Source organism: Bacillus sp. I-2 (genome assembly GCF_001974945.1).
In the GTDB taxonomy this organism is placed as follows: domain Bacteria; phylum Bacillota; class Bacilli; order Bacillales; family Bacillaceae; genus Bacillus; species Bacillus safensis.
This window is the reverse complement of record NZ_LZRW01000042.1, coordinates 365587-379278: the sequence shown is the minus strand read 5'-3', so window position 1 is coordinate 379278 and position 13692 is coordinate 365587. Positions and strand designations below refer to the sequence as shown.

General features: G+C 42.6%; 13 protein-coding genes. 11 read left to right on the top strand and 2 right to left on the bottom strand.

What is annotated here, in order from left to right; all coding sequences use genetic code 11:
- Nucleotides 1-177: 177 nt before the first annotated feature.
- From BAE31_RS13070 to wrbA, 5 genes are all read left to right on the top strand, one after another.
- Nucleotides 178-1143 (top strand): ABC transporter ATP-binding protein, encoded by a 966-nt coding sequence (locus tag BAE31_RS13070; RefSeq protein ID WP_041105864.1) that lies wholly within the window; start codon nucleotides 178-180, stop codon nucleotides 1141-1143.
- Entirely contained in the window at nucleotides 1136-2653 is a 1518-nt protein-coding gene (opuFB, locus tag BAE31_RS13065) for an osmoprotectant update ABC transporter permease/substrate-binding subunit OpuFB (RefSeq protein WP_041105862.1), read from the top strand. The genes BAE31_RS13070 and opuFB overlap by 8 nt, the downstream gene beginning before the upstream one ends.
- Nucleotides 2654-2843: 190 nt before the next feature.
- Nucleotides 2844-3815 (top strand): ring-cleaving dioxygenase, encoded by a 972-nt coding sequence (locus BAE31_RS13060; RefSeq protein ID WP_041105860.1) that lies wholly within the window; start codon nucleotides 2844-2846, stop codon nucleotides 3813-3815.
- Nucleotides 3812-4420, top strand: a complete 609-nt coding sequence (locus tag BAE31_RS13055; protein WP_041105858.1) for an alpha/beta hydrolase — start codon at nucleotides 3812-3814, stop codon at nucleotides 4418-4420. The genes BAE31_RS13060 and BAE31_RS13055 overlap by 4 nt, the downstream gene beginning before the upstream one ends.
- A gap of 72 nt (nucleotides 4421-4492) precedes the next feature.
- Complete coding sequence (gene wrbA, locus BAE31_RS13050) at nucleotides 4493-5107, top strand: NAD(P)H:quinone oxidoreductase (protein ID WP_034283654.1); 615 nt, start codon at nucleotides 4493-4495, stop codon at nucleotides 5105-5107.
- Between the two features lie 48 nt (nucleotides 5108-5155).
- Here wrbA and katX read toward each other — a convergent pair whose 3' ends face one another.
- On the bottom strand, nucleotides 5156-6766 hold the full coding sequence (katX, locus tag BAE31_RS13045) for a catalase KatX (protein ID WP_373272896.1): 1611 nt from the start codon (nucleotides 6764-6766) through the stop codon (nucleotides 5156-5158).
- Between the two features lie 84 nt (nucleotides 6767-6850).
- Here katX and BAE31_RS13040 point away from each other — a divergent pair, with 84 nt between their 5' ends.
- The 3 genes from BAE31_RS13040 (at nucleotide 6851) to rsiV (ending at nucleotide 9012) form a co-directional block, all read left to right on the top strand.
- Complete coding sequence (locus BAE31_RS13040; RefSeq protein WP_041105854.1) at nucleotides 6851-7510, top strand: hypothetical protein; 660 nt, start codon at nucleotides 6851-6853, stop codon at nucleotides 7508-7510.
- A 149-nt stretch (nucleotides 7511-7659) separates the two neighbouring features.
- A complete protein-coding gene (locus tag BAE31_RS13035; RefSeq protein ID WP_024424050.1) occupies nucleotides 7660-8154 on the top strand; it encodes an RNA polymerase sigma factor in 495 nt (164 codons plus the stop codon).
- Nucleotides 8155-9012 carry an anti-sigma-V factor RsiV gene (gene rsiV, locus BAE31_RS13030; RefSeq protein WP_076840622.1) on the top strand — a complete coding sequence of 286 codons (858 nt, stop codon included), beginning with the start codon at nucleotides 8155-8157 and terminating at the stop codon, nucleotides 9010-9012.
- A gap of 55 nt (nucleotides 9013-9067) precedes the next feature.
- Here rsiV and BAE31_RS13025 read toward each other — a convergent pair whose 3' ends face one another.
- Nucleotides 9068-9994: a manganese-dependent inorganic pyrophosphatase gene (locus BAE31_RS13025; protein ID WP_076840621.1), complete on the bottom strand. Its 927-nt coding sequence runs from the start codon at nucleotides 9992-9994 to the stop codon at nucleotides 9068-9070.
- A gap of 303 nt (nucleotides 9995-10297) precedes the next feature.
- Between BAE31_RS13025 and BAE31_RS13020 the strand changes: the two genes are divergently transcribed.
- Genes BAE31_RS13020 through rplI form a run of 3 tightly spaced genes read left to right on the top strand, consistent with a single transcriptional unit; the run spans nucleotide 10298 to nucleotide 13692 of the window.
- Nucleotides 10298-11236 carry a YybS family protein gene (locus BAE31_RS13020; protein ID WP_076840641.1) on the top strand — a complete coding sequence of 313 codons (939 nt, stop codon included), beginning with the start codon at nucleotides 10298-10300 and terminating at the stop codon, nucleotides 11234-11236.
- 30 nt (nucleotides 11237-11266) lie between these two features.
- Nucleotides 11267-13246, top strand: a complete 1980-nt coding sequence (locus BAE31_RS13015) for a DHH family phosphoesterase (protein WP_024427639.1) — start codon at nucleotides 11267-11269, stop codon at nucleotides 13244-13246.
- The gene (gene rplI / locus BAE31_RS13010; protein ID WP_008359128.1) at nucleotides 13243-13692 is read left to right on the top strand and encodes a 50S ribosomal protein L9; all 450 of its coding nucleotides are present in this window, start codon (nucleotides 13243-13245) and stop codon (nucleotides 13690-13692) included. Before BAE31_RS13015 ends, rplI begins: the two co-directional genes overlap by 4 nt.

Here is a 13692-nt window from a genome sequence, read left to right as displayed (position 1 = left end):
CCGGGCTCTTCGCTTTTTTTATTTTCCTCACTGTGAATCTCATCTATTTTTGCTAGAGTTGTTTCTGACAGTCAACCGAGGGGAAGTATGTAAAAGTGACAGTTTATTCTATACAAATATGAGGTTGATCTGTCATATTGGTAGTCTAGAAAATAATTGCAGTCAGGGCGTGGGAAGATGATTGAATTTAAAAAGGTATCGATGCAATTTTCTGATGAGCGCTATGCCGTTCAATCCGTTGATTTGGAGATTCAGAAAGGTGAGTTTTTTGTATTGATTGGACCTAGTGGCAGCGGGAAAACGACAACATTGAAAATGATCAATCGTCTCATTTCTTCTACAGAAGGTGAGATTTACATAAAGGGTCAAAAAATAAGTGATTATGATATGTATGAGCTGCGCTGGGATATCGGTTATGTTTTGCAGCAAATTGCGCTTTTTCCTCATATGACCATAGAAGAAAATATTGCTGTGGTGCCAGAGCTTAAACAGTGGAGCCGGAATGAGACCAATCAGCGTGTCGATGAACTCATGTTGATGGTCGGGCTTGATCCTGCTATGTATCGACATCGAAAGCCAGCAGAGCTCTCTGGTGGACAGCAGCAGCGTGTCGGTGTGGCACGTGCACTTGCAGCTGATCCTGAGATTGTCCTGATGGATGAACCTTTCAGTGCGTTAGATCCACTAACGAGGGAGAAATTGCAGGATGATCTGCTTGATTTGCAGCGCCGTATACAAAAAACCATTGTTTTTGTGACGCATGATATGCAGGAAGCTATGAAGCTTGGTGATCGGATTTGTGTGATGAATGAAGGAAAAGTAGTGCAGATCGGACGTCCTGAGGAATTGGTTCAACATCCAGCCAATGCCTTTGTACAGGAGTTTGTTTCAGGGGCTGCCCGCCATGTGGGACATCGAGCTTTTGAGCTGGAAACCTTGGCACAACCGATAGCCCACGAAGCTCTTTTACCCTATGAGGCGGTCTCATCAGATGCCGAACTGGATGAAGTCTTGTCTCAATTGGCAAAGCACGAGGAATTGGCTGTTGAAAAGAATGGAGAGCGGATTGGACTAGTGAATCGTCAAGCAGTGATTCAGTTTTTAGCTGATTCTCCTAAAGAGAGGGGCGAGTCACATGAATGATTGGACCCGTGTGTTATGGGAACGCAAAGAACAATTGGGACATGCCTTACTTGAGCATATTCAAATTTCTTTTATTGCTTTATTTTTAGCGATTTTGATTGCTATTCCATTAGGTATCTATTTAACGAGGGTTCCAAAGCTAGCGGAGTGGGTCATCGGGGTGACGGCCGTCTTACAAACGATTCCGTCGCTCGCACTTCTTGGCTTGTTGATTCCTCTCGTGGGGATTGGGCAAGTACCTGCGATTATTGCGCTTGTGGTCTATGCCCTACTCCCTATTTTAAGAAATACATATACAGGCATTCAGGAGGTTGATCCTTCTCTGAGAGAAGCGGCGCTTGCTATGGGGATGAATCATCGCAAACGGTTATTAAAGGTGGAGCTTCCTCTTGCTATGCCAGTCATCATGGCTGGTATTCGAACTGGGATGGTACTCATTGTGGGGACCGCCACTCTGGCAGCACTGATCGGGGCTGGGGGATTAGGAAGCTTAATCTTGCTGGGAATTGATCGAAATGATATGTCGCTCATTGTCATTGGCGCGATACCAGCTGCCTTACTCGCTCTATTATTTGATGTGGTGCTGCGTACCTTTGAGAAAATTTCCTTTAAAAAGACTGTGATCTCTGTGACTGTTTTTGCTCTGATTGCAGGAGCAGTTGTCGCTGCCCCCGTGCTGTTTCAGCAAGAAAAGAAAGAAATCACCATTGGCGGGAAGTTAGGATCAGAGCCTGAGATTTTGATCTCGATGTATAAGCTTTTAATTGAACAGGATACAGATATTCAAGTGAACCTGAAGCCCGGTCTTGGTAAAACGTCCTTTGTTTTCCAGGCTTTACGCTCTGGTGATATTGATATTTATCCTGAGTTTACGGGTACAGCGATTTCTGAATTCCTCAAAGAAACAGCAAAAAGCACAGATAAAAGAAAAGTGTATGAGCAAGCGCGGCGTGGATTGGAATCGTCCTTTCAGCTCCGCCTTCTTGAGCCCATGGCATACAACAATACGTATGCTTTAGCCGTGCCGCAGTCACTGGCTGATCAATATGAAGTGTCCAACATTTCAGATCTAGGTAAGATCAAAAACCGTATAAAAGCTGGATTTACCTTAGAGTTTTCTGATCGTCAGGATGGGTATCGAGGTATTCAAAAAGCTTATCAATTTTCCTTTGACGATGTTGTGACGATGGAGCCGAAGCTTCGGTATCGAGCGATTCAAAAAGGAGATATCAATTTAGTCGATGCGTATTCGACAGACAGTGAATTGAGACAATACAAATTAAAGGTGCTTAATGATGATCAGCATGTTTTCCCGCCATATCAAGGAGCACCGCTGCTCAGGCAGGAGACATTAACTGAATTCCCTGAGATTGAGACCTCTCTCAATAAGCTTGCGGGTCAAATCACAGACGATGAGATGAGAGAAATGAATTATGAAGTCAATGTGAAGGGAAAGGATGCATTTCAGGTAGCGAAGGCCTATTTAAAAAAGAAAAAGTTGCTGCAATAAACAAGGGAAAGCAGGGCTGTTTACGCAAAACAGCTCTGCCTTTTTAAAAGAAAAACAAAAATCATTGACATTTACTTAAAAACATCATATCCTTAATTCGAGATAAATATATTTTTTTGATCTAATATCTCGAATTCGAGATAATATAAAGATGTCAGTAAAGACATAATGAATAGAGGCTTATTACTTCATGATTAGGAGGTCATTAGAAGTGAAAAAAACAGAAGGAATTCACCATATTACAGCTATTGTCGGTCATCCTCAGGAGAACGTTGATTTTTATGCAGGTGTTTTAGGACTTCGTCTCGTGAAGAAGACCGTGAATTTTGATGATCCGGGCACATACCATTTATATTTTGGAAATGAAGGCGGCTCTCCAGGGACAATTATTACGTTTTTCCCTTGGCCAGGTGCACAAAAAGGTCAAATTGGTGCAGGTCAAGTGGGCGTGACGACATATGTCGTACCGACAGGCGCTTTCTCTTTCTGGAAGGATCGTCTTGAGCAGTTTAATGTCTCTTATGAAATGGTTGAACGTTTTGGGGAAGCTTTTCTCTCATTTGAAGATCCACACGGCTTATTGATTGAGCTGGTAGAGCGTGCGGAAGGAAAGCAAAACGAGTGGACATTTAATGGTGTCACACCAGATGTAGCCATTAAAGGATTTGGCGGAGCTGTTTTATTAACATCACAGCCGGAGCAAACGATGCAGCTGCTAGAGCAAACGATGGGACTTGAACGAGTGGGAGCCGAAGGAGACTATGTGAGATTCCGTTCGTTTGGTGAAATAGGCAATGTGATTGATGTGAACATTACGCCTGTTCCACGAGGACGTATGGGTGTTGGGGTTGTGCACCATATTGCATGGAGAGCAACAGATGATCAGGATCAATTAGATTGGCAAAGACATATTGCACAAAGCGGGTATCAAGTGACACCTGTGCAAGATCGAAATTATTTTAATGCTATTTATTTTAGAGAGCTTGGCGGCATATTATTTGAGATCGCTACTGATCCTCCAGGGTTTGCACACGATGAATCAGTGGAAACAATGGGTGAAGCATTGAAACTGCCACCGCAATATGAGGCGCAGCGCCGTCAGATTGAACAAATTGTACTGCCAATTGAAGTGAGAGAAGTTAAAGGGAAAGGAGATTCATGATGAAGCATCTTTTTCGAAAAGGAAAGAATGAACAAAGACCTGTCCTGTTATTACTGCATGGAACTGGCGGGACGGAAGAAGATTTATTGCCGCTTGCACATATAGTAGATCCTGATGCATCTGTTCTTAGTGTGAGAGGGAATGTATTAGAAAACGGCATGCCGCGTTTTTTCAGACGTTTGGCAGAGGGTGTATTTGATGAACAGGATTTGATTGAACGTACTGAGGAACTATATACATTTATCGGCGAAGCAGCTGATGAATATGGATTTGATCGTCACAATGTGGTAGCTATCGGATATTCCAATGGGGCAAACATTGCTGGAAGCTTGTTATTCCATTATGGGGATGCCCTAAAAGGCGCCATCCTGCATCATCCAATGGTTCCAAGACGCGGAGTTTCATTGCCTTCATTAGCGGGGAAACAAGTCTTTATAGCAGCTGGTGAAAATGACCCAATGTGCCGTCCAGAGGAATCACAGGAGCTGGAGCAATTGCTGCAGGGTGCAGGTGCATCGGTTACACTTCATTGGGAAAATCGCGGACATCAGCTAACGAGAGAAGAAGTCGATGCTGCGGCTTTATGGTATCGTCGTCAATTTTAAATAAGGTGGGGAATACAGGTGGGATTTTTACAGAAGCTTTTTGGGCAAAACAAACAAAAGGAGCTGGAACAAATGGAAAACGTAAAATTAGCGATTATTTATTATAGTTCAACAGGTACAAACTATCAGATGGCGAAATGGGCTGAAGCGGGAGCAAAAGAAGCTGGCGCAGAGGTCAAAGTATTAAAGGTTGCTGAATTGGCACCAGAAGCAGTTGTCGCTTCAAATCCAGCATGGAAAGCACATTTAGACGAAACAAAGGATGTGCCAGAGGTTCAATTAAGTGATTTAGAGTGGGCAGATGCCATCATCTTTAGCATGCCGACACGTTTCGGTAACCTGCCAGCTCAAATGAAGCAGTTCTTAGATACAACAGGCGGCTTGTGGTTCCAAGGTAAATTGGCAAACAAAGCAGTCAGCGCGATGACTTCAGCTCAAAACGCAAATGGCGGACAGGAGCAGACGGTTCTCAGCCTATATACGACGATGTTCCACTGGGGAGCCATTATTGCCGCTCCTGGATACACAGATGATTCCTTATACGGTGCAGGGGGCAACCCTTATGGCGTAAGTGTCACTGTTGACCAAAATGGAAAAATCCAAGAGGATGCAGAAGCAGCTGTGAAACATCAGGCAAAACGTACAGTCAATGTGGCAGAATGGATCAAAAAAGGTCAAAACGCTTAATAGATGTATACAAAAAGAATGCAGCCTCGCCCTGCATTCTTTTTTTCATTAATAAGGATCTGATGGTGTGCTGTTGTTGATGGCTTCGTCCACGGCTTCGGCAGCGCCTGTAGAGCCAATAGGTCCGCTTGGCTGCTCTTGTTTAAAGGCTTTTAAGCCGTCAGCGACACGCTTTCCGTAATCAGGGTCTGCTTTTGTAAAGTTTTCAATCATTTGGTCTTGAATGTCCTTTTGACATGTCGCAAGGGTATTGACTAAGTTCTTAATCAGTTCCTCACGCTCCCAATCATTAAAACGGCGATACGTTTCTCCCGCTTGTCCAAAGTTGTTTGGGCGGTCAATGGCTTCCCGTTTGACTTCACCTTCTACAAAAGGCGTATGATCCTTTCCATCCTGTTTGGCTTCTTTTAATCCTCCGAGGATCGATGGCTCATAATTCACATGGGGATTTTGGCCTTTGCCTTGATCGACATGGTATTCCATTTGTCCGTCTCTCTGATTGGTGGCGACATGCTTTTTCGGTGCATTGATCGGCAGCTGTAAATAGTTTGGCCCTACACGATATCGCTGCGTGTCAGAGTAGGAGAAGGTGCGGCCTTGTAGCAATTTATCATCTGAGAAGTCCAAACCGTCTACGAGTACACCAGTCCCAAAGGCAACCTGCTCTACTTCTGCGAAATAGTTTTCTGGATTTTTGTTTAATACCATCCGTCCGATTGGTTTCCATGGATAGTCATCTTTGTACCAAAGCTTTGTCGGGTCTAGCGGGTCAAAATCGAGGTGAGGGTGGGCATCATCTTCCATGATCTGTGCATATACCTCCCATTCAGGATAATCACCTTGCTCAATGGCTTCATATAAATCCTGTGTGGCATGGTTAAAATTTTCTCCCTGAATCGCTTGCGCCTGTTCTTGGGTCAGGTTGCGAATGCCTTGTTTCGGTTCAAAATGATATTTAACCAGCACCGCTTTTCCGTCATGGTTGACCCATTTGTACGCATGGACACCTGAGCCTTGCATGTGCCTGTATGTTGCAGGGATGCCCCACGGTGAAAAGAGAAATGTCACCATATGCGTCGCCTCAGGTGATTGTGAGACAAAATCAAAAATACGCTCGCCGTCCTGACGATTGGTGACAGGATCTGGCTTAAAGGCATGAACCAAATCAGGGAACTTTAAAGCATCTCGGATGAAGAAAATTTTCAGGTTGTTCCCCACGAGATCCCAGTTGCCTTCCTCTGTATAAAATTTAATCGCAAACCCTCTCGGATCGCGTAATGTTTCTGGCGAATGACCGCCGTGGATCACTGAAGAAAAACGAACGAAAACAGGCGTCTTTTTCCCTTTTTCCTGAAACAATTTCGCTCTCGTATAGGTAGAGATGGGTTCATCCCCGAATGTGCCGTAGGCTTCAAAATAACCGTGAGCTCCAGCACCGCGTGCATGAACGACACGTTCAGGGATGCGTTCACGATCAAAATGACTGATTTTCTCTAGGAAATCGTAGTTTTCAAGCGTAGTGGGTCCTCTATTCCCAACAGTTCTCATATTTTGATTGTCTGTTACGGGATGACCTTGCCGATTCGTTAAGGTTTCTTCTGACTCTGAAGATGGTTTAGGCTGTTGATCTTCTTTCAATTCGAATCCCTCCTTCAATATCTCCCTAACAATATGGTCATGTTGTTCCCTATTTCATACAAGGATTGATATAATGATTGAAAACTTTCACGAGGAGCAAACCAGATGATTCGATTACACTGCCTTCACGCCCATCCATCCAATCAGTCTTATATAGAAGATGTTTTTGGTGATACAGATGTTGATTTGCATCACACGGTCGATTCATCATTTATAGAACGCGCGACACAAGATCCTGCATTTGATCAACACAAGCAGCAAACGTATGCTATCAACAGATTAAAGCAAGAAAGTAAAGCCGATCTCATTCTGCTCACGTGTACACAATACATTGCCGCTTTGGGTGATCAGCAGCACCTCTTTAAACAACCGATTGTTCCGATCGATGAACCGTTATTTGAGCTGATTTGTGAGAAACAAGGGCCTCTTCAACTGGTGTTTTCCAACCCAGATACAGTGGAAGGGACGATGCATCGGCTTGAATCATATGCCACAGAGCGGGGCAAACAGCTTGAAGTAGACATGGTTGTGATGGAGGATGTCTTTCATCTCTGCCTAAACGGTGATATACAAGCCTATGATGAACAAATCAAGGAGCAGCTGAGAACATGTATGATGCAAAAAGGGAGAGACATTTGTGTGATGCAGCTTTCGATGGTTCGTGCGGCAAAGCAGATGGAGCGGGAGACAGGCGTTCCTATCATTCATCCGCTTTCTCCACTAAAACAGTTTGTCCATCAAACACTATCCGCTTGGAAAGAGTGAACCCATCAGGTTCGCTCTTTTTGTATAGGAACGTAAATGCGATGACATGTTAAAAAAATAACCGAGCGCAAACTATTTTCAAAAGGCGCGCGTCTATCCAATGTAAGAAATAACAGATGCGCATTTAAGATAAAGGAGCTCTTTGTAAAATGAAGAAACGAAAAATAGATGATCAATTTGCGGATTACGTCATGGAGCATAAACACAGTTTTTATCGGTTGTCCTATAGTTATGTCAAAAACCCAGAAGATGCTATGGATGTTGTTCAGGAGGCCATTCATAAAGCACTCAAATCTGTTCACCGATTAGAGGATGCGAGCAAGATGCATAGCTGGTTTTATAAGATCGTGGTGAACACTGCCCTAGACTTTTTACGAAAGAAGAAGCGGGTGCAGGTGACAGATGATGATACGCTTGAATTCTTATCACAGGGAGAATCAGATGTATACGAGGATCAAGACGTCAAACGGGCTATAGAGGATTTGCCTGAGATGTATCGAGTCATCATTATTTTGAGATTCTTTGAAGATTTAAAATTAGAGGACATCGCCCAGATTCTCGATGAAAATGAAAATACCATTAAAACAAGATTATATAAGGCGCTGCGGCTTTTAAAAGTAGAATTATCACAGGAGGAAATATAAATGGATAAGTATTTGGAACATTTAAAAGATGAATATTTAGAAATTCCTATTCCACCGGAATATGATGCAATGGTTGAACGAACGTTGAAACGAAAAAATAAAAAACCTCATTTTCAGCAATGGACCATCGGACTTGTTGCGGCTGCTGCTCTTTTTGTTACAACGGTTAATGTCAGTCCACAGGCAGCAAGAGCGATTTCAGAGGTGCCTGTCATTGGCGAGCTGGTGAAAGTCGTAACGTTTACAGAATTTAAAAAGAGCGATCAAGGAACGAATATTGATCTTAAAACACCACACGTTTCAGGACTTGGGGACGGAACATTACAAGACAGCCTGAATCAAAAATATTTAGCTGAAAACAAAAAGCTGTATCAAGATTTTGAAAAGGAAACAAAGGGTTATAAAAATGGTCATTTAAGTGTTGAGAGCGGTTATGAAGTGAGAACGAACAATGATCAAATCCTTTCACTAGGCCGATACAAGGTGACGACTCAGGCTTCTGCGGCAGAGGAAATGACATATGATACGGTTGATAAGAAAAACCATGTCCTTATTACATTACCAAGCCTGTTTAAAGATGATCGTTATATTGATGTGATTAGTGAAAATATTAAAGAACAAATGAAGAAACAGATGAAAGAGGATTCAAACAAAATGTATTGGATTGGCAAGCAAGATATGGCGGATCCATTTAAGAAAATTAAGCCGGATCAAAACTTCTATATCAATTCAAAAGGGAAGCTTGTGATTTCCTTTAATGAATATGATGTGGCGCCTGGTTACATGGGTGTTGTTGAATTCACGATCCCAACAAGCGTGCTAAAGGATGTTCTCGTTAGTGATATGTATATTCATTAAAAAGAATATAGACAAAAAAGACTGCTGAACAATTCAGCAGTCTTGTCGTGTTTTATTAAGAAAGTGCGTCTGTCAGTGCAGGTACGACTTGTTTCTTTCTTGATACAACACCTTTTAGTAAAGCTGTGTTGTTTTCAAGTGTGACGTTAAATGCTTTTTCTACTTTTGCTGCTTCTGCACCGAGTGCAAGAGCAAGGGAGTCATTTTCTAAAATATCTGTGATGACTAGAACAAATAGGTCAAGACCTTTTGCTGAAATGACTTCATTGATTTTCGCTTCAATGTCAGCCTGTCTTGCTGTCACTTCCGCGATATCTACTGTATTGACTTGCGCAATTTCCACTTTGCTTTTGCCTAGTGCGAATTCTTTTGCATCAAGCGTAATTAATTCTTGAACCGTTTTTTGGCTTAGATCAGCGCCTGCTTTCAGCATGTCTAGGCCGTAAACTTCTGGATCTACCCCTGCGATTTTTGCAAGCTCATGCGCAGCATCAATATCTTGCTGTGTGCATGTTGGGGATTTGAATAGTAAGGAATCAGAAATGATCGCAGATAAAAGCAAACCAGCGATTTCTTTTTCAATCGTCACTTGGTTTTCTTTATACATTTTGTTTAAGATCGTTGCTGTACAGCCTACAGGCTCAGCACGATAGTAAAGAGGTTCACTTGTTTCAAAGTTGGCAATACGGTGGTGGTCAATGACCTCAGTAACTTGTACTTGATCAATGTCGCTTACACTTTGCTGGAATTCGTTATGATCGACAAGAATGACTTGCTTTGTTTCGTTTGCAGCCGTTTCAATGAAACGTGGTGCTTCTTGTTTAAAGAAATCTAATGCGTATTGTGTTTCTCCATTGATTTCTCCAAGTCTGACGGCTTCTGCCTGAACGCCGATTTTGTTTTTCAGATCAGCGTAAGCAATAGCAGAGCAAATCGTGTCTGTGTCAGGATTTTTGTGTCCGAATACGAGTGTTTTTCCCATGTGAATTCTCCTTCTTACATTTATTGATGATGTTTCTATTCTAACAGCTTTTGACCTTGAATTCAGGGTTTATAGCTAAGAATAATTTAAAAAATTGTAACATGCTGTTTGAAAACTTGCATGTGCGATTCCATATCGGCGTTCCACGTGAAACGCTCCCAGGACAGCCTGCATTTTACTTGAGATTTACCGCTATGGTAAAATAAAGGTTGGGGCAAGACATGATGGAGCTTACATCATACGTATACATAGAAGGACACATTGAGCAAGATATAGACAAAAGGATTGGATAGAGGTGAAGGTGTGAAACAAACAAAAGCGTTAGTAGAGGGCGCAATCATGATGAGTATTTTTGCGGTCATGATGCTGTTTTATTTGTATGTGCCGCTATTATCTATTATTTTCTTTCTAGCTGCTCCGATTCCGATCATCCTCTATACAATCAGACACGGCTTGAAAAAAGGAATTGCTGCTGGCGCTATTGGCATAGTGATCAGCTTTTTAATTGGGTCTATGGCTGGGCTCATGAGTGCACCTATCTTAATTGCCGTCGGATTAGGCATGGGTATTTTCTACAGCAGAAGGCAGCCTGGGAATGCCATCATTACAGGTGCGCTGATTTATTTGTTCAGTATTCTCATCTCTTTTGTTATCAGTGTTCAGCTCTTTCAAATCGATATCATGAATATTGCGAAAGAGTCGATTGAGCAAATGATGCCGATGGTAGAGAGTGTTTTAAAGCAATCCGGGGCTTCTGAAAAGGACATAGCCAAACAGCTCAAACAGTTTAAAGAGATGCAGGATACGGCATTAAGTGCTTTACCTGTAGCGTTATTGATATTGGTCACCCTGATGGCTTTCGTGAATCACTGGTTCGTGCAGCCTCTGATCAAACGGTTTGTCAAAGACATGCCGTCCTTGAAGAAATTTAAGGATATGCGGCTGCCAAAAAGCATGGTATGGTATTATTTACTCACATTGCTTTTGATGCTGATTCAGACGGAAAAAGGCAGCTTTTTATGGCTCGTTCAATCGAGTGCGTTTCAAATTTTATTTATACTGGTGCTTATTCAGGGATTTTCTTTTCTCTTCTATTATTGCCACGAAAAAAACATCTCAAAAGCGGTACCCATTTTCGCTGTTGTGCTAACGGTTTTCTTTCCGCCGATCGGTGTGATTGTGCGAATTATAGGGATTGCTGACATAGGCTTTGATTTAAGAGAAAAAGTAAAAAACAAATAATTCACTCTGAATGTTGAGGAGTTGATATCAGTGCCAAGCTTCTATAGAAAACCTGTCATCAAGTATCCGATCTTCGCGTTAATTGTTCTTGCGGTGGTCACAGTCCTCCTCAACCTTTATTTTAATTGGATCATAGGAGCAGTTGGTCTTTTCGTCCTTGCAGGTGTGCTCTACTTCTTAAAGTGGGCAGATACGCAAGTGCAGAAAGAGATTGATTCATATATTTCAACATTATCCTATCGAGTCAAAAAGGTTGGAGAAGAAGCATTAATGGAGATGCCTATTGGTATTATGCTGTTTAATGACCAGTATTATATCGAATGGACGAATCCGTTTCTCGCTTCATGCTTTCATGAAAGCACACTTGTCGGCAGATCCTTGTACGATACATTCGAGTCCATTGTGCCTCTTATTAAACAAGAGGTCGAGACCGAAAATGTGACGCTGAATGACCGGAAATTCAAAGTCATTATTAAACGGTCAGAGCGCCTTTTATATTTCTTTGATGTCACGGAACAGGTGCAGATTGAACGACAGTACGAAAATGAACGAACGGTGTTATCTTATATCTTTTTAGACAACTACGACGATGTCACGCAGGGCCTTGATGATCAAGTGCGCAGCGCGATTAATAGTGAAGTGACGTCTCTGCTCAACAATTGGGCACAAGAATACGGTATTTTCCTGAAGAGAATTTCGTCTGAACGATTTATGGCGGTTCTAAATGAGAGTATTTTAGCTGAGCTTGAAGCGTCGAAATTCTCTATTTTAGACGAGGTCCGTGAGAAAACAGGGGCACATAGTGCGACGCTTACTCTGAGTATCGGGATCGGTGCGTCCGTTCCTTCTTTGAAAGAGCTTGGAGCACTTGCGCAGTCGAGTCTTGACCTTGCCCTCGGACGAGGCGGGGATCAGGTCGCCATTAAACAGCCGAATGGAAAAGTGAAATTCTACGGTGGAAAAACGAATCCAATGGAGAAACGGACACGCGTACGCGCACGGGTCATTTCTCATGCTTTAAAAGAAATTGTATCTGAAAGCGGTAATGTCATGATCATGGGGCATAAGTTCCCAGACATGGACTCAATCGGTGCATCCATTGGGATTTTAAAGGTTGCCCAGGCCAATGGAAAAGAAGGTTATATTGTCATTGATGCCAACCAGATTGGCGACAGTGTTCAACGCTTAATTAGTGAAATTAAGAATTATGAAGAGCTTTGGTCACGTTTTATCACACCAGAGGAAGCAATGGAGCTTGCAAAGGATGACACATTGCTTGTGGTCGTGGATACGCATAAACCTTCTCTCGTCATGGAGGAACGACTGCTGAATAAGATTGAAAATGTCGTGGTCATTGACCATCATAGACGCGGCGAGGAATTTATCCGTGATCCTTTACTTGTTTATATGGAGCCGTATGCTTCATCTACAGCAGAGCTTGTGACAGAGCTTTTAGAGTATCAGCCGAAGAAATTGCGGATTAACATGATTGAGGCGACTGCGCTTCTGGCTGGGATCATCGTGGATACGAAGAGTTTCTCTCTGAGAACGGGATCAAGAACGTTCGATGCAGCATCCTATCTTCGTGCAAAGGGAGCAGATCCTGTCCTTGTGCAAAAGTTCTTAAAAGAAACAGTCGATCATTACATCAAACGAGCAAAACTCATTCAGCATACAGAGCTGTATCAAAATCAGGTGGCTATCGCTTCATTGCCATCTGACAGGTCGGAGTATTATGATCAAATTACAATTGCCCAGACGGCTGATTCCCTGTTGTCAATGAGTGAGGTAGAAGCGTCATTTGCTGTCGCTAGACGAGATGACGACACAGTATGCATTAGTGCCAGATCATTAGGGGATATCAACGTTCAAATTATTATGGAAGCATTAGACGGCGGCGGTCATTTGACTAACGCTGCTACCCAGATTTATGGTATAACCATTGAAGAAGCGGTAGGGAAGTTAAAGGCTGCCATAGACGAATATTTCGAAGGAGGGGTTCAAAGATGAAAGTCATCTTTCTAAAAGACGTAAAAGGCAAAGGGAAAAAAGGCGAAGTCAAGAATGTAGCTGACGGATACGCTCACAACTTTCTCATCAAACAAGGGTTAGCTGTTGAAGCAACTCCAACGAACCTAAGCGCATTGGAAGGGCAGAAAAACAAAGAGAAAAAGAATGCCATCCAAGAGCTTGAACAAGCAAAACAATTAAAAGAAACACTTGAGGCGTTAACAGTGGAACTCACTGCAAAATCAGGTGAAGGCGGCCGTTTGTTTGGCTCAATTACAAGCAAACAAATCGCTGATAAATTGCAAAAAGATCATCAAATTAAACTCGATAAGCGCAAAATCGAGCTGAATGACGCCATCCGTGCGTTAGGTTATACAAATGTACCGGTAAAGCTTCATCCAGAGGTACAAGCAACGTTAAAGGTACATGTGACAGAGCAGGCATAA